Source organism: Enterovibrio nigricans DSM 22720 (genome assembly GCF_900167155.1).
Lineage (GTDB): Bacteria > Pseudomonadota > Gammaproteobacteria > Enterobacterales > Vibrionaceae > Enterovibrio > Enterovibrio nigricans.
This window is the reverse complement of the sequence record NZ_FUXU01000007.1, coordinates 24,051-40,266: the sequence shown is the minus strand read 5'-3', so window position 1 is coordinate 40,266 and position 16,216 is coordinate 24,051. Positions and strand designations below refer to the sequence as shown.

Below are 16,216 nucleotides of genomic sequence, written 5' to 3'. Positions count from 1 at the left end.
GTACCTACATTAAACCGGCATGTTCATTAATTCTTTGTACGCTTCTACCAGCTTATTACGCGTTTGAATTGTCGCTTCAAAGGCAACGCTGGATTTGTTACGTGCAATCATCACATCCGACAAACTTACGCTTCGATCGCCCTGATCAAAACGGGTTTGTAAATCACCAGATGTTTTCTGTAATCCATTGACTGTATTCATTGCGCTGGACAGGAGTTCGCCAAAATCTTGAGACACTTGCTGTCCCGTTGCCGCACGTGCTGTGCTCTGGGCTTCCAGAGCCATCGCCTGCATTTCATGCTGCATGCCATTAATTTTCATGGGTCGTCCTCACTGTCAAAACTTTGGCAACTCGCGCCATTTCTGGCTTAAACGCCTATTTGATTACTATTTACGCAATTAGCAAGCCAATAATTATAACGCACTAACGCCCTAAAAAGCAGCCTAATACCAACAATGTCAATTAAGCGATGACTCGAATTCTCTGGGCCATCACACAATATGCGGTAAAGGTGGGGAGATTGGTTATTGGGGAATATCGATACCCGCGTCACGCATTTTAGCGAGTTTATAACGCAAGGTTCGTGGGCTAATGCCCAAACGCTCCGCGACATCCTTTCGTCGTCCTTCACAGGCGCGAATGGTGTCGAGAATAATGGTAAACTCCTGCTCACGTAACTCGCCACCCAAGCTTTCAGACGACGCAGCGTTGGATGTTTTAGCTGGGATCGCTTGAGGTTGAATTTGTGGCGTCACCACCTCACTGAGTGAGACCAACGATTGCAGGCTACCTGCATCCTGCCAATCTAATCCTTCAAGCAATATGTCACCTGCCGAAATCGTTCCTTGCTGGCAAAGTATCAATGCTCGTTGCATCACATTGTCCAGTTCGCGCACATTGCCCGGCCAAGCATATTGAAGCAGCTTTTGAGCGGCAGATTCTTCTAATACCGGCGTACCATGGCCCATTTTACTGCAGTGACGCTGAAGCAAATGTGTCGCTAAAGGAATGATATCTCCAGGTCTCTCACATAGCGGTAGCCAGGAAATAGGGAAAACATTCAAGCGGTAATAAAGATCCTCTCTGAAATTCCCTTGTTCGACATACTGGCGAAGGTCGCGGTTACTGGTAGCCAATACTCGCACATCCAATTTAATGCTCTTACGGCTGCCCAAGCGTTCAACTTCACGTTCTTGAAGTACGCGAAGCAGCTTCGCCTGCAGTGATAATTCCATCTCACTGATTTCATCGAGAAGAATGGTGCCACCCTGCGCTTGTTCGAACTTACCCGGACAGGCTTGTACCGCCCCGGTAAATGCACCTTTCTCATAGCCAAACAATGTGGCTTCCAGCATGTTCTCTGGAATAGCTGCGCAGTTAATTGCGATAAACGGGCCGTCCACGCGAAGAGACTGGCGGTGAATATGTCTCGCCATCACCTCTTTTCCCGAGCCACTCGGTCCAAGAATCATCACATTGGCGTCGGTCTTTGAGACTTTGTCAGCCAGCGCAATAAGGGCTTTGCTTTTTGGATCAGCCACAACCGCGTCGGTGTTTTCAGTTTTAACAGGCGCGTAGCGGCTTATCATATTGAGCAACACTTCAGGTGCGAATGGCTTAGCCATATAATCAACCGCACCGTCTTTCATTGCTGCAACGGCATCTTGAATATTGGCATAAGCCGTCATCAATAGAACCGGTAACTTAGGATAATGTAGTTTTAGGTTTCTCAGCAGACCGAGACCATCCATACCCGCCATCTGAACATCAGAGACAACAATGTCGACAGATTCATTCTTTAAAATAAGCAATGCATGCTCTGCACTGTCGGCTTCTACCCATTGGTAACCTGCCAATGCCAGAGTGTCGACCAGTGCTTCGCGCAAGCCTTCATCATCTTCAACAATCAATACTTTGCTCTGGTTCATTATGCTTCTCCTGATACCTTGTCTCGTACAGCATCGTGATTGTTTGCCAGTGGCAAACTAAGAGTAAAACACGCGCCTTGGCCCAAGTTAGACTGCAACGTCAATCGACCCTTGTGCGCATGACTGACCATTTGTACAACTGCAAGCCCTAGCCCTGTTCCTTGCTGACGAGTCGTAAAGAAAGGTTCTAATATCTTACTTTGCAATTCTTCTGCGATACCCGGGCCGTTATCTGCCACTGACAGGAAGAGCTGATTTCCGACCGCTCGCGCGTCAACGACCACTTTGCAGTTTTTGCCAGAAACCTGAATTGCATTAAAAACCAAATTCGATAACGCACTCGCTAATGCATTCACATTCCCAAGTAACGTATGAGATTCATCATCACAATTGATTTCGAAATCGACGTTTTGGCTGTTCACCAAGGCCTCAACCATGGGTTCAAACTCATTCAACAAAAGCTCTAATGTGAATTTGTCGACAACCTTGTTGTCTCCCCCTTTAGCAAACAGCAGCATGTCATTCACTTGTTTTTCAAGATCATGCAATCTGTCCACCAGCTTCATTTGAAAGCGCTGTCTGGTCGGCTGATTGAGGTTAGGAGCCCCTAGATTTGCAGCATAAAGCAAGGCGCTCGATAACGGAGTACGTACCTGATGCGCTAACGATGCCACCATTTTTCCAAGCGAAGACAGTCGTTGAAGATCACTGACGCGTGATTGAAGCAAACGTGTTTCAGTCATATCTGTGATCAGAATAAGCTGACCTGACTCTGACGCCGAGATCGCAAGTTTTACCTTCCGCCCATCACGCAGTGACACTTCGTGACCATCATCTTCTCTGGGGGAAAACGCACGGTTAATCACATCAACCCAACGAATGCTTTCCAGCGGTTCCCCCAATAGGCGGTACGCTTCAGGATTAGCTTCTGCAACTTTCCCATATGGATCCAGCAAGATAACACCAGCTGGCATCACATCCAGTACTTGTTTATAGCGGAGAAGCTGTTGGTCTAATGTTCCCAGCGGAGAGTCGTTGGCTTCCATGATCTTTTACTTATGACCTAGTCAATTCGATACTAAATCAGTATTAGCAGATAATGTGCCAACAATTAACCAATTAATTTCAATAAGTTAAGCGTTTGCACAATAAAAAAAGCGAAGTCATTTTTTTGACTTCGCTTTTTTTGCAAGACCAATTCAACGAATTTATGCGACATCTTCTTTGTTCAGTCCGTACTTTCTCATCTTTTCGACCAGCGTGGTTCGGCGCATGCCCAGCATATCAGCAGCGCGTGCCACAATACCCATTTGCGCTTCAAGGGCCTGACGAATCATGTCAACTTCTAAATCGGCCAACATAGCTTTTAAATCAACACCTTCAGGTGGAAGCCCTGTCGCAGCCGGATTACTGAATCCCGGCATATCCTCTTCATGATCGTCCATCGCAAACACAGCATGCAATGCTTCACGTTCCAACTCTTCAGCATCTTCATATTGATTGAAGCATTCAGGTTGGAATTCTGGAATATCACTGTAGCGGTATTTTTTTGGCAGTCGATTAACGTCAACCATTTGTCCAGGGTACAGGATCACCATACGCTCAATGAGATTAGCAAGCTCACGAACGTTACCCGGCCATTCGTGCTCCATCAGCGAAGATATTGCACGAGGTGTCAGATGAACCTGATTTCCGCCTTCGGCTTCTAAACGCGCCATCAACTCTTGAATAAGAAGCGGAGTGTCTTCGATGCGATCTCTCAGTGCTGGCATTTCAATTGGAAACACGTTTAATCGATAAAACAGGTCTTCACGGAATGAACCATTTTCGATCATCACATCTAAGTTACGGTGCGTCGCCGCCACCACGCGAACGTTCGCTTGAATGGTCTTGTTACCACCCACGCGTTCAAAACTTCGCTCTTGAAGCACGCGCAACAACTTTACCTGCATGGGTTGAGGCATATCCCCTATTTCGTCAAGAAATAGTGTGCCTCCCTCTGCAAGCTCAAAGCGGCCTTTTCTCGAAGAAATCGCTCCCGTAAACGCACCTTTTTCGTGACCGAACAATTCACTTTCTAAAAGTTCTGGAGGAATAGCACCGCAGTTAACAGGAACAAATGGCCCTTTTCCACGCTGAGAATGATAGTGAATATTTCGAGCGACAACTTCTTTACCCGTGCCAGATTCGCCGAGAATTAAAACACTTGCGTCGGTGCCTGCGACTTGTTCAATCAAATGACGAACTTCGCTAATTGCATCACTGCGACCAACCATGCTTCGGAATAGCGTGTTTTTTCGACTAAGTTGCGGGATATTAAAAGCGCGCTTGCCCGAAAACTCCTGACAATGGCGAAGTGCATCAGCCAGTTGAGGATAATTTAACGGAAACTCAAGCTCACCAACAAAATTTGGTAAACCTGATAATTCTGTTTTGTGTTTAGACAGCGCAATAATCGGGATATGGTTATTTATTGCCAGGCTATCAAGAACCTGAGACAGTTTTTGGGGTGAATGAATATTACCGAGAAAACAAGCCCCCTCTGCTTGCTTCCAATGCGAATCGTTTAGCTCAATGGTTGAACATAGCAGGTATTGCTCACCAATAAACTCCAAGATAACGCCTAAGTCGTGACGAAACTTTTCATCATCCTCGATAACAAGAATCTTCGTTAAACCTTGCATGTGTGAGATATATCTGCCCCAAAACCATCTTTGTCGTCCACGCAATCATACCGCTGACGACAGAATAATCCAGCTATTCTAATAGTTGAATGTTATATAGCAACCAGAGACACAATAAAGCTGTGACTCTGGTGCCAAGACAGATCAAATTGTAGTGAATCCTGAAGGGAATTATGCGTCTGCTTGAGTGATATTGTGATATTCGGCGGGTATTTGATCCCACGCTGATTTAATTTCGCGCAAAATATCGATCACATCATCGATAGGAGCATCAAGATTATCTCGATTTGCCATCGTAACTTGTCGGATCATAAAGTCATACAATGCATCCAAATTGGTTGCAATTTCACCACCCTCTTCCATCGACAAGCAAGTTCTTAGGCTGATAATAATATCCAAAGCCTTACCCAAGCGCTCACCTTTAACGGCAATATCACCTTGCAACATAGCTGCTTTACCTTGAATAAGGCGTTCAATTGCCCCTGCCATCAGCATTTGAATCACTTTGTGCGGTGACGCAGCAGACAATTGGCTATCGACCGACACTTTTTTGTAGGCCTGAAGTGACCCTCTCATACCTTTCCTCACCTACTCGAATTTTTTATAAATTTGCACTGACTTACGCCCTTTTATAAGTTGGCTGGCCTGAGCTGCAGTACGATCACGATGATTTTTGATCAAATTGACAAGCTGTGTGGTTCGCTGCATTGCAACAGACCACGCCTCTTGTTCAGGCTTCTCCGGCAAATTCGTGATCTCTGCCAGACATTCCTTTCTTGCATTCAATAACCGTGCCATATCATCAAGATTAACATCATCATGGTTCAGGACGGTTAACAATTGTTCATCTATATGCTGAAGCGCCGCAAGGTTTGACATTTGAACACTTTAACCCGGCATGATGTTCATCATGGAAGCCAACTGAGATTGCATTTCTGCCATTGCATTATCCATCGCAGAGAATTGTTTCAATGTCCGATTTTCTATGTCTTCCATTCTTCGATCCAGCTTCTCTTGCTCGTCTTGCAATCGCATTTTCTGGTCGCCGAGGCTCGACTCTCTATTTCGAATAGCCCCACCAGCCCCGGTGAAGTTTTGAACCGTTTCTTCAATTTTTCGTGCAAACCCTTGGTTGCCACCAAAGAAGCCTTCCAAAGCAGAGAAGTTTTGCTTTAATTGCTTATCCAGCAAGGAGTAGTTAATTTCCAGTCGACCTTCCATCGTGGTTGCCACCCCTAATTCACTCAAAGTTTTCAGTGAATCAGATGCACCTTCAATAGGGGTGGAAAACAAGGTACGCATTTGACTGACAGCGGATCGAATAACGGTGTCGCCAATCAGTGGGCCACCTTGCTGGGTATCAGGGTCATACTTAGACAATGCTTTGATAACTTGATAAAACGCATTGTAAGCATCGACAAACTCTTCTAACGCCCCTTTGACCGCGTCTCGGTCTTCATCAACCTTGATCGTAATTGGGCCAGATTCTGCCGTCGTCAGCTTTGATACCGAGATATCTACACCACGAATCGCGTCAGAAAATGAATTGGAATCACTCGATACTGAGGCCAGCCCATCAATCAAAATGCGGGCATCTTTTGCCACCTGCATTTCATTCATATTGTTAGTTGGGCTGACAGGATCGTAGGCAAGAGCCTCTAACGGGCTCCCAGGCAAGGCTGTGACGCCAATACTAATTTGATTCTTTTCACCCGTTTTGTCACCACTTAGGATCAATCGTGCCCCGCTGTCATCATTGATCACAGAGGCTTGCACGCCAGGGTTGGACGGGTTGCTATTGATCGTACGAACGATATCAAGAAGCGAACTTTTATCTGCTTCGATATCTATAGTGGCAGATCGGCTGCCGAGGCTCAGCGTAATTTGTCCCGCACCAAAGTCTTCATCGGCATCTAAGCCTTCTGAAACCAGTTTGTGTGACTGGGCTAGTTGCTGAACATCAATGGAATAAACGCCAGTTGCGGCAAGATGGGTAGCGGATGCAGAGACGGTTTCTTCATTGCTGGAAACCGTACTCCGCGCCGCGAAGGTATTGTCACGACGAAAGTCATACATCAGATCTTTCATCGTATTGAGGGAAGTTTTGAGTCTACCGTAAGCACTGATGTTAGTTTCAACATCATTCATGTTCTTAACGATACGCTCCTGCTTGGGCGCACGCTCAGCCTCAACAATTTTATTGACCATGGAAGTAATATCCATGCCACTGCCAAGGCCCGTTGCACTCAAACCCATGTTATCTTCACCTCAGTTATACCTTTTCTACAACAAGCCCCCTCGAATGAAGAGACAATTGCTGTGCTAGCTCAAGCATTTCTTTCTCTGGGATCTGGCGGATAATATCACCACTGCTCATTTCATAAACAGTAACAACATTTCTTCCTGATTCCTCGTCGAGTCGAAATGATAAGCCTTTGTTAAAGGTAGACACAAACTCATCTAGTCGTTCCACCAGCACTTCGAGCTGTTCTTGCTGTATCTTTCTCGAATTGTCCAAGCTATTCGCTTGTTCTACTCGACGCTGAGACAGCTTTTCAACATTCTCTGCCATCCGTTGCTGGTGTGTGATTTCGGGTTGAGTCCCCTCCACAGAACGATTACTGCTAGCAACTTTCGTGCCTGGCTGTGGAGTCACTTGAGACAGGGATGACGTTGAAACGGATGTTATGTCCATTGTTGTTCACCTCCTGTTAGCTGTTGACGGTGAGGGGCAAGCTCACCGTCACATGGCTAATTCTCTATTAACCTAACAGGCTCAGTGCAGCTGACGGTGCTTGCTTCGCTTGTGCAAGTATAGACGTACCAGACTGCTGTAGGATCTGAGATTTAGTGAACTGAGTCGTCTCTTTCGCAAAATCCACATCGCGGATTCGGCTATTAGACGCTGTAACGTTCTCGTTAACGTTATCCAAGTTCGCAATCGCGTGGCTCAGACGGTTCTGCTTCGCACCCAACTCTGCACGGTGAGAGTCGATGTACTGCATGGCGTTATCAATCAAACCAACCGCTTTCTGTGCACCACCCACGGTACCTACATCAACGTTTTGAATGGTTTCATCAACTTTGGTTGCACCCGCAATACCCAGAGAGTTTGCCAGCGCACCTGCGAACGTTACGGTTGAACCCGATGCGGCAACAACTTGCAATTCACCGTCTTCAGTAACAGACGCTGAGACTTTGCCATCCGCTTGACCGTTAATGTAAGTCGCAACTTCTTCTACATCATCCCCGCCTTTAGCTGCAATGTTTAGGTCAAGAGAGTTACCATCCGCATCAACCACTTTGATGTCCAGTGACGCACCAGCAGTTGCAGTCCATGCAGCCATATCACGGCTTGCCGCTACAGAGGCTTTATAGGTTGCACCACCCATTTGGGTTTCGTCAGCACGGATGTTTTTGAATTCCATCATGACGGCTTCACCCGCATCCGCACCGATTTGGAATGCTTTGGTGCCAAATGAACCATTCAGCAGTTTTGCACCACCGAATGAGGTGGTTTCTGCGATACGGTTCAGTTCGTCTTGCAGTGCAACAACTTCTTCTTGAATTGCCACACGCTCTTGGTCGCCATTCGCACCATTCGCTGATTGCAGAGACAGGTCACGCATACGCTGTAGGATGTTAGTGGATTCTTCCATCGCACCTTCAGCAGTTTGTGACATTGAGATACCGTCGTTTGCGTTACGTACTGCAACGTCCAGACCACGGCTTTGTGAAATCAAGCGGTTCGAGATTTGCAGACCCGCTGCATCATCCTTTGCGCTGTTAATGCGGAAGCCTGAAGACAGACGCTCCATCGACGCATTCAAAGAATCCGTTGAACTGTTTAGGTAGCGCTGAGCGGTCATTGCAGGCACGTTAGTGTTTACTGTAATAGCCATAACTATTCTCCTTTGGTACTAAGTCCGGCTTCCGCCCAGCAAACCAGGGAAAACCAGTTATTAATCTCTCACAACCCATGTAACGGCAGTTTTGGGAAAACCTTTACAACTTTTTTCCCGTTTTTTTACAGCGCATAATTCACTGAAAATTTTGCTGTTGCTACAAGGCGCTATGAGTAGTTTTCGTCTTAGAAAAGAAAAACTTTAGGGAGAAATGACATTTTTCTTTCGAAAAGCCCTCATTGGGAGAGACCTGAAAAATATCTACGTATTTAAAAGCGAGACCAAACAGGAAGAACGGCGATGTTCGTGGGGAATTCCAAACATAAAAAAAGCGGCAATGAGTTGCCGCTTTTCTTCGATATTTTAATCGGTTACTGAAGCAAGTTAAGTGCTGATTGTGGCAACTGTTTTGCCTGAGCCAATATCGACGTACTTGCTTGTTGCAAGATCTGACCTTTCGTAAGTTCCGTCGTCTCTTTCGCAAAGTCGGTATCACGAATTCGACTATTAGACGCGGAGACATTTTCCTGGATGTTCGACAGGTTACTGATGGTATGGCTCAGTCGGTTTTGCTTCGCACCGAGATCAGCACGCTGGCTATCGATGTACTGCATGGCAGAGTCAATAACACCCACCGCCATTTGTGCACCACCAACATCGCTCACATTGATGTCTTGAGCAGTCACGTCTGCACCGGCACCTGAAACAATTCCCAATGAGGTCGCCAAGGCACCAGAGAAGGTAACATTACTTGCCAGTCGGTTTTCTGCAACAAACACCTGCAATTGACCGTCTTCAGTGACTGATGCTGTCACTTCTTCGTCAGACTGACCATTAATGTAAGTGGCCAGTTCTTCGATGTCGTCACCCGCTTTCGCAGCAATATCAACATTGACGGTCTGACCATCTTTGTTTACGAACTGAATGCCTAACGTAGATGCACCCGATGACACTTCCCATGACGCTGACATTTGCGCCGTACCAACGAACTCTTTACCGCCCATGCGGAAATCATCGGCACGAATACTGGTCAAACCCATGATGATCGCTTCACCCGAGTCAGCACCGATTTGGAAAGCAGCCTCACCAAACGATCCATTCAGAAGACGACGACCACCAAATGCTGTCGTTTCAGCAATACGGTTTAATTCGTCTTGCAGTGCAGCCACTTCCTCTTGGATTGCCACACGCTCGCCAGGACCATTTGCACCGTTCGCAGATTGAAGCGACAGGTCTCGCATACGTTGCAGGATATTGGTGGATTCCTGCATTGCACCTTCAGCAGTCTGTGCGATGGAAATACCGTCGTTCGCATTACGCATCGCGACATCAAGACCACGCGTTTGGGCAATGAGTCGGTTAGAGATCTGTAGACCAGCAGCATCGTCTTTTGCGCTGTTGATCCGACTACCAGACGACAAGCGTTCCATCGACGTATTGAGATCGTTTGTCGACTTGTTCAGGTAACGCTGCGCAGTCATCGCAGACACGTTGGTGTTAACTGTTACACCCATTTTGCTCTCCTTTGACTTTCGCGTTTTTGCGAAACAGCCTACCCGCGACAAACATGTCCGATTGCGAAGCGGGACCAGCCTTCAGTTCGTTATCAGGGTCAGTATCTAATATTGCTGATACCTCATGCCCAGATATATACAATTAGCGTGCCAATTTTTATTTTTGTTTAATTACAATAAGTTAACTCATTAACGCGCAGTGGTGATTTCAAGAGCGGCAAAAAAAACACCACATTGCTGTTTAAGACGGCAAATCGGATCCTCTGAACCGTACCTATTCCTAAACATAGCATTAGTTCTCAAAAATTAGAGAGATGCACGGTAAATAAAACAAAATGTCTGCCGATAAGCTGTAATGAGGGGGACTCTAACTATGCGGTAATCCTGCATTGCGGCACGGTATTTGCTGGCTTTCCAGCGATATTTGACAGCAAACTTTACGCCACCACTTAAAACGGATTCTTTATGACCAATCCCTCACCGACGAATGAAAATGCAATGACATTAGAGCAGGCATTTGAGCACGGTATCTCTCTCTATCAGCACCAAAAGAAAAAAGAGGCGCGTGAGGTTTTCGAGCAAATCCTTTCTCATGCACCTAATGCTGTGCCGGTACTGCAGGTGCTTGCCGTCATGGATGCAGAAGATGGCATATGGCAAGCGGCAATTGCCAAGTTAGACAATGCACTGATGATGGAGCCCGGCAACGCCTCTCTGCTTTTTGATAAGGCCAGTATCCTGACGCAATATGGCGTCAACAATGAAGCGCTTGAAATCATTGATAGCCTGTTGGCCGTTGCACCTACCCATCAAGAGCTTCTAACCATGCGGCAACAGGTTACCGCTGCATCCGGCAAATTGGGCGAAAGCCGCCGAACGGCAAAGTACAAAGCAGCAAGCCAAGAACATAAAAACAGTGCATTAAGCAGTGAAGTACAAGAAACGCTCGATCTTGCCAAACAAATGGTGGCCTCAAATAACATCGACCAAGGCAAGCAACTTTATCAAGCTGTCATTAGTGTTGCTGGCGATGTTCCAGAGGCGTTATTGGGTCTGGCACGTTTACACATTCAAGAAGACAAGCATGCATTGGCCTATCAAACATTGGCCCGCGCAACGGACCAAGCATTACCGAATAAAGAAATTTGGGTTCTGCTTTGCCACACGGCAATCAAAATCGAAGATTACCGCGCAGCCAGAGAGCATTGTCAGTTTTCGATGAAACAGTGGCCAGAAGAGCCGATTCTTTGCCGCCTGATGCTGCTTAGCTATTTAAAAGAAGAAAAATGGCTCGAAGCGTATCGCAGAGCGAAAGAATACATTCGCCAATTCCCAAATGATGCAGACATTCGCTATCGCTTGGCCAATGCAAGTTTTAACCTACTAAAATCTCGACATAACTTTACGCCTGAAGCGATCAAAGAATGTCAGCGTCTCATCATGTCGGCGACCGAGATTGCAAAAAATAAAAGCAAGCTTGACTTGTCTCGTTATCTGGCGGAAGTGCTTTGGTATAAAGGTGAAGCCCGAGAAGCAAAAGCCCTACTTGAAGCCTACATGGCGCAATATCCTGATGATGTCGATTCCGGCTTTAACTCAAGCTTTGTCTATCGCTCGCTTGAAGAATGGGATGAATACTACCGTACCAATGAACTGGGAATTGAAAGCGGCAAGCGCTTGAAATACCGAGGTGACATTCCTCAATGGGATCTCAACAGGCCTAAAAACGACATTGTGTTGGTGATGCCTGAGCAGGGTGTGGGTGACGAACTGCTTTACCTTCACAACCTCGACATTGTTCTGAACAACTGTCAAAAAACCTACGTGGCGTGTGACCCTCGTTTGGAAACCCTGGTGAATACCTCGTTCCCTGATGCGATAACCATTCCTATCACACGTTCAGACCATCAAGATATTCAAATCCCAGAATCTGTGCTCAATGAAGCCAACTCTTGGATTGCCGGAGGCAGCCTTGCCGCCTTGTGTTATCGCGAATATGGTCGACATGTTTACCGTACTGGCTACATTGCGACACCTGACGCCCACAAACAGCATTGGAAATCGGAACTGGATGAAGTGCGTGCCGCCAATCCAGGTAAGCCTTTAATTGGCATATGCTGGCGAAGCGGCTTAGCTGCCGCATCACGAAACATGCACTATTTAATTGCGGATGAAACAGCGCACTTGCTCAAACAATTGCCGGATGCAGTTTTTATTAATCTGCAGTACGGGGAATGCAAAAAAGAATTGGACAAAATGTCGAAGCTAACCGGTATTCGCATACTTCAATTAGACGGTTTGGATCTCCGTGATGATTTTTGTGGCACTGCCGCCGTTATCGCTGAGCTGGATACGGTGATCACGGCGGGCACAGCCGTTCACCGACTAACCACGGCTGTCGGTACACCTTGCCACGTCTATTTCGCTGGCACCAACGAATCCGATTACACCAAACCTCGCGAACTCAGTAATAAAAAAGAAATTGGGTATTTCTATCCACCTATGATGGAGAACAAATATCCGTTGCTCGAAGCAATGGCGACAAACATAAAGTATCAGCTGTAATGTAATGCCCATACAGTCTACAGCTGTGGATTGTATGTCTCTCCAGCAAAAGGCCAGCGAATGCTGGCCTTTTCTTATGAACGTTCTACCGCAAGATGAGCGGTTTCGCTCGACCTTTCCCGTCGCAATGACAGGGTCAACAACATCAGCGCAACGGTACCCGCAAACATCATCGCGATCATCACGGAGTGGTAGTTAATGTACTCAGCAATCAATCCAACAGCCAGTCCTGACATCAAACTGGCGACCATAATACTGTTATTAAACAATGTAGTGGCAACACCAATCTGATTCGGCATCTTGTCTTGAATAACCACCATCCCCAAGCTGGCACTGATCCCCACAGCAAAACCATTTAATAATTGCAGTACGTACATTTGCCACAGCTCATCAGCATTAAAAAGCAGTACATAGAACAGGCATGCGACTGTCGCACTCAGTACCATCAACTTTTGAGGCGCAATTTTTGCCGCCCACAATCCTGCAAGTACCATGATTGGAATTTCTAGCAACGCGGCTAGCCCCAGTAACTGGCCGGCAATAGGGTCAGCAAGCCCCAGCTCTTTTGTGACATAGAGTGGAATTGAGATTACATACATACTGTTAGCCCAGAACAGCATAAGGACAGACCCCAGATAAAGCGGCACACCGGCAATCTTTCTCCACGGTTTTTTCACCTCCAGTTCTTGTGTCTCCGTTTTCTTCTCGATATTTTTTTCTGAGGATGACGAAATATTAAGAACCAGGATCACCGACACTGACATAACCGCAGCAGCAAAAAGAAAAGCGCCGTTAAAACCCACCATGTCCTTGACGATAAATGCCATTGGAGGGCCAATCACCCACGCAAGAGACATCATGGCACGCATCAAAGACAAGATTTTCTTTCAGCCCCCTATCCGCATACTCTCGTCCCAATGCAAAGGTTTGCGACAGTGCAGCAGAAGATATACTGAAAACAAAAATAGTGACCAGCAGTGCAAGATAGTAGCTACGGATAAAAACAAACAGCAGCATTGTCACAATAAATGCGCCCTGCGAGAGGGCAATAATACGACGACGCTCCCACCCATAATCTGACAGTGTGGCCAACAGTTGAGAAACAAAGACGCCACTAACAACAGAAAGTGCAAGGTAAACGCCCATTTGAGACGGCGACGCGCCGAGTCCGTCAATCACAAAAAGACTTAATAACGGCATAAAGAAACCGCTTCCCAGCCCTGCAAATAAACAGACAAGTAAGTAAAACAAGGGCTCTTTTTGGATTAAAAAATTCCAGTAGTTTTTCATTTCTCTCACCCTATTATCAGGCTTCACTCTCAGGCCTGAATGGTCTTCAGATTTCATTGAGAGAAGTGTAAAAACTAAATCTCGTTTTGTGTGATGCGCATCGGGCAACCACTAATACTATTCAGTCATTTTCTACCAAGCTTCTGACATCCTGTGTAAAAATAGGGTTTCAAACAAGACATTTGGAGGTTTACCGTGAAGCCGATGATTGAGAGGATAGACAAAAATGTTAGCCCTAATTGGCATTTCGCAGACTACCATTGTGACCATTCGAAGGATTTTGTTCACTGCAACTGGCACTATCACAATGAGATTGAGCTCGTTATTTACATTGATCCGCACTGTGTCAGTGCCGGAAAACTCATCATGGATGATTACGTAGGCGATATTACAGACCAAACCGCCTACTTAATTGGTTCTGGTATCCCGCACATGCTGACAGGCAGTTCTATCGCAACGAAAGACAAAGCAAGCAGTTCCCATATTATGTGGCTCGATCAGGACTGGCTGCATACAGTGATCGACAGTGTCCCTGCCCTTTCTTCCGTCAGCGATTTACTTCTCAGAGCCCATAAAGGGCTGAAGCTTTCGCCGTCTACTGCTCGGCAACTTTTCACTCTCATGAACGGGGCCTGCCAGCTTAAGCCATCGGCACAATTTCTGCGTGTTATCGAGATTCTTTTACTGCTTAGCGAAGATAAGAATGCCAAAAGCCTGACATCTCGGCCGTACTGCCTGTATGTCGCGAAAGACACCCCGATATTAGATAAGCTGGAAAAAGCGCAGCAATTTATCGCCGAACATTACAACGAAGCCATCACTGTGCAACACATTTGTCGGCATCTGCATATGAGTGAGAGCTCCGTGTACCGCATGTTCGAAAAGCACTTTTCAAACAGCTGTTCTGAACACCTAAAACGCTATCGACTGGGTAAGGCGAGCGAGATGCTCATCCGCTCAAAAACGCCCGTTTCTGTTGTGTCTGAACGGGTAGGATTCAGCAATCTCTCGAATTTTAACCGGCAATTCAAAGCGGCTAAAAACATGACGCCAACGGCGTTTCGGCAATTGTTTGGGTAGGCGGGGAAAGGAGGGCAAAGTACAAATCTGCCCTTCCTCCAGACTTAGATGTAGTTAAACAGACTCAGATCTTTGGTTTTCGCGAAGGCTTGCTGAGAGGCTTGTAACGCCAACATGTTTTCGTTCATGTCGATAACCGCGGTCGAATAATCCAGATCTTCCATCGTCCCGAGCGAACGATTCAGCACAAGCTTAAAATCACGATGCATGCTTTCTTGACGATCCAGCGTGGTTAAGCGCGTACCCACCTCTGAGCGGGCTTTGTTGAGGTGCTTGAAGGCGGCAGAAAATTGCTCAGTCACTTGATGCAATTCCGCTGTAGCCGAGGCATTGAAAATGCTTTCGTGCGACAAGTCGATACCGTTTTTAAACGTTTCAAACACATTAAAGGTATCTTGACGCTCCAGCGCAATGCGATCGCCGTCCATCATCTCGCCCTCAAAACTCACACTTAAGGTACCAAACTGCACGCCCGTTTGTGGGTCGTAAACACCCGTGCTCACCACGGTACCGTTTTGTGACAGCTCGTATTGCGTCTGGCCATTATTATCAACGTTAAAGCTGACAGCATAATCTGATGCATCGGCATTATTGGTGTTGGTCGCCTGTGCCATGAGGAGCAAGGAGCCGTCTTGCAAGTCGTAATCGGGTTGATAGTCACCAAATGGATTTTCGATCTCCATAAAAACCTGATCGCCCGGGTCGCTCGTTTGCACTTCTACTGAAGGTGCCACCTGCGCCGTTCGGTGATAACTATCACCGGCATAGCGAACATTCAGCGCACTGTCGCGATAAAATGGCTGCTTACTGGATTGGGTTCCAGAGAACAAGAAATTGCCTGATTCATCTTTGGCATTCACTAGATTCATGAAGTTATCGTACAAGCCCTTCATATCTTGGCGGTGGGCTGTTCGGTCATCTTCTGACAACGAACCATTGATCATTTCCATGCTTTTTCGCTTGGCGCTGTCGATCAACTGCTCGGCATCATCAACCGCGATTTCCGCACGCGTCTGACGGTTACGCGCCAACGTAATCGAATCAATGTATTGATCAAGTTGCTTGTCTTGCTGGCGGAAGTTTTGGATGTAAATTGACGACACAGGATCATCCCCTGAGGTCAATACACGTTTTCCCGTCGCAAGTTGGTCTTGGTTGTCCTGCAACTTCACCTGCTGACGCATCAGGTCATTGGACACTGACTGGTAATTGTGAAAACTGGCAATACGGCTAATCATCACTCAGATCC

Annotated in this window: 15 protein-coding genes; 2 read left to right on the top strand and 13 right to left on the bottom strand. The window is 46.6% G+C overall.

The annotated features are described in order from the left end of the window. Positions 1-9: 9 nt before the first annotated feature. The 10 genes from fliE to B5D35_RS04345 all read right to left on the bottom strand — a co-directional run bounded on the left by fliE (position 10) and on the right by B5D35_RS04345 (position 10,032). Positions 10-321: a flagellar hook-basal body complex protein FliE gene (gene fliE / locus B5D35_RS04390; protein WP_078751378.1), complete on the bottom strand. Its 312-nt coding sequence runs from the start codon at positions 319-321 to the stop codon at positions 10-12. Between the two features lie 204 nt (positions 322-525). Next, a complete protein-coding gene (locus B5D35_RS04385) occupies positions 526-1,929 on the bottom strand; it encodes a sigma-54-dependent transcriptional regulator (protein ID WP_078751377.1) in 1,404 nt (467 codons plus the stop codon). After that, positions 1,929-2,975, bottom strand: a complete 1,047-nt coding sequence (locus tag B5D35_RS04380; protein WP_078751376.1) for a sensor histidine kinase — start codon at positions 2,973-2,975, stop codon at positions 1,929-1,931. The genes B5D35_RS04385 and B5D35_RS04380 overlap by 1 nt, the downstream gene beginning before the upstream one ends. Positions 2,976-3,137: 162 nt before the next feature. Further along, a complete protein-coding gene (locus tag B5D35_RS04375) occupies positions 3,138-4,613 on the bottom strand; it encodes a sigma-54 dependent transcriptional regulator (RefSeq protein ID WP_078751375.1) in 1,476 nt (491 codons plus the stop codon). 171 nt (positions 4,614-4,784) lie between these two features. Continuing rightward, on the bottom strand, positions 4,785-5,189 hold the full coding sequence (gene fliS, locus B5D35_RS04370; protein ID WP_078751374.1) for a flagellar export chaperone FliS: 405 nt from the start codon (positions 5,187-5,189) through the stop codon (positions 4,785-4,787). 12 nt (positions 5,190-5,201) lie between these two features. Further along, entirely contained in the window at positions 5,202-5,492 is a 291-nt protein-coding gene (locus B5D35_RS04365; protein ID WP_078751373.1) for a hypothetical protein, read from the bottom strand. Between the two features lie 9 nt (positions 5,493-5,501). After that, positions 5,502-6,869 carry a flagellar filament capping protein FliD gene (fliD, locus tag B5D35_RS04360; protein ID WP_078751372.1) on the bottom strand — a complete coding sequence of 456 codons (1,368 nt, stop codon included), beginning with the start codon at positions 6,867-6,869 and terminating at the stop codon, positions 5,502-5,504. Between the two features lie 16 nt (positions 6,870-6,885). Then, on the bottom strand, positions 6,886-7,308 hold the full coding sequence (locus B5D35_RS04355) for a flagellar protein FlaG (protein ID WP_078751371.1): 423 nt from the start codon (positions 7,306-7,308) through the stop codon (positions 6,886-6,888). Between the two features lie 67 nt (positions 7,309-7,375). Next, complete coding sequence (locus tag B5D35_RS04350; protein ID WP_078751370.1) at positions 7,376-8,515, bottom strand: flagellin; 1,140 nt, start codon at positions 8,513-8,515, stop codon at positions 7,376-7,378. A gap of 374 nt (positions 8,516-8,889) precedes the next feature. Further along, positions 8,890-10,032 carry a flagellin gene (locus B5D35_RS04345; RefSeq protein ID WP_078751369.1) on the bottom strand — a complete coding sequence of 381 codons (1,143 nt, stop codon included), beginning with the start codon at positions 10,030-10,032 and terminating at the stop codon, positions 8,890-8,892. A 465-nt stretch (positions 10,033-10,497) separates the two neighbouring features. Between B5D35_RS04345 and B5D35_RS04340 the strand changes: the two genes are divergently transcribed. Further along, positions 10,498-12,597, top strand: a complete 2,100-nt coding sequence (locus B5D35_RS04340) for a tetratricopeptide repeat protein (protein WP_078751368.1) — start codon at positions 10,498-10,500, stop codon at positions 12,595-12,597. Between the two features lie 74 nt (positions 12,598-12,671). Here B5D35_RS04340 and B5D35_RS24765 read toward each other — a convergent pair whose 3' ends face one another. Next, positions 12,672-13,424, bottom strand: a complete 753-nt coding sequence (locus B5D35_RS24765; RefSeq protein WP_244556504.1) for an MFS transporter — start codon at positions 13,422-13,424, stop codon at positions 12,672-12,674. Further along, a complete protein-coding gene (locus B5D35_RS24760) occupies positions 13,390-13,887 on the bottom strand; it encodes an MFS transporter (RefSeq protein ID WP_244556503.1) in 498 nt (165 codons plus the stop codon). Before B5D35_RS24760 ends, B5D35_RS24765 begins: the two co-directional genes overlap by 35 nt. A gap of 204 nt (positions 13,888-14,091) precedes the next feature. Here B5D35_RS24760 and B5D35_RS04330 point away from each other — a divergent pair, with 204 nt between their 5' ends. Next, on the top strand, positions 14,092-14,967 hold the full coding sequence (locus tag B5D35_RS04330; RefSeq protein ID WP_244556506.1) for an AraC family transcriptional regulator: 876 nt from the start codon (positions 14,092-14,094) through the stop codon (positions 14,965-14,967). 44 nt (positions 14,968-15,011) lie between these two features. Here B5D35_RS04330 and flgL read toward each other — a convergent pair whose 3' ends face one another. Beyond that, complete coding sequence (flgL, locus tag B5D35_RS04325) at positions 15,012-16,205, bottom strand: flagellar hook-associated protein FlgL (protein WP_078751366.1); 1,194 nt, start codon at positions 16,203-16,205, stop codon at positions 15,012-15,014. Positions 16,206-16,216 lie beyond the last annotated feature (11 nt).

Bases quoted from the DNA above. Each gene is read 5' to 3' on its own strand.
- fliE (WP_078751378.1), bottom strand. From the start codon at position 321: ATGAAAATTAATGGCATGCAGCATGAAATGCAGGCGATGGCTCTGGAA.
- B5D35_RS04340 (WP_078751368.1), top strand. From the start codon at position 10,498: ATGACCAATCCCTCACCGACGAATGAAAATGCAATGACATTAGAGCAG.
- B5D35_RS04350 (WP_078751370.1), bottom strand. From the start codon at position 8,515: ATGGCTATTACAGTAAACACTAACGTGCCTGCAATGACCGCTCAGCGC.
- B5D35_RS24765 (WP_244556504.1), bottom strand. From the start codon at position 13,424: ATGGCATTTATCGTCAAGGACATGGTGGGTTTTAACGGCGCTTTTCTT.
- B5D35_RS04345 (WP_078751369.1), bottom strand. From the start codon at position 10,032: ATGGGTGTAACAGTTAACACCAACGTGTCTGCGATGACTGCGCAGCGT.
- fliD (WP_078751372.1), bottom strand. From the start codon at position 6,869: ATGGGTTTGAGTGCAACGGGCCTTGGCAGTGGCATGGATATTACTTCC.
- flgL (WP_078751366.1), bottom strand. From the start codon at position 16,205: ATGATTAGCCGTATTGCCAGTTTTCACAATTACCAGTCAGTGTCCAAT.
- B5D35_RS04385 (WP_078751377.1), bottom strand. From the start codon at position 1,929: ATGAACCAGAGCAAAGTATTGATTGTTGAAGATGATGAAGGCTTGCGC.
- B5D35_RS04380 (WP_078751376.1), bottom strand. From the start codon at position 2,975: ATGGAAGCCAACGACTCTCCGCTGGGAACATTAGACCAACAGCTTCTC.
- B5D35_RS24760 (WP_244556503.1), bottom strand. From the start codon at position 13,887: ATGAAAAACTACTGGAATTTTTTAATCCAAAAAGAGCCCTTGTTTTAC.
- B5D35_RS04355 (WP_078751371.1), bottom strand. From the start codon at position 7,308: ATGGACATAACATCCGTTTCAACGTCATCCCTGTCTCAAGTGACTCCA.
- fliS (WP_078751374.1), bottom strand. From the start codon at position 5,189: ATGAGAGGGTCACTTCAGGCCTACAAAAAAGTGTCGGTCGATAGCCAA.
- B5D35_RS04330 (WP_244556506.1), top strand. From the start codon at position 14,092: ATGATTGAGAGGATAGACAAAAATGTTAGCCCTAATTGGCATTTCGCA.
- B5D35_RS04375 (WP_078751375.1), bottom strand. From the start codon at position 4,613: ATGCAAGGTTTAACGAAGATTCTTGTTATCGAGGATGATGAAAAGTTT.
- B5D35_RS04365 (WP_078751373.1), bottom strand. From the start codon at position 5,492: ATGTCAAACCTTGCGGCGCTTCAGCATATAGATGAACAATTGTTAACC.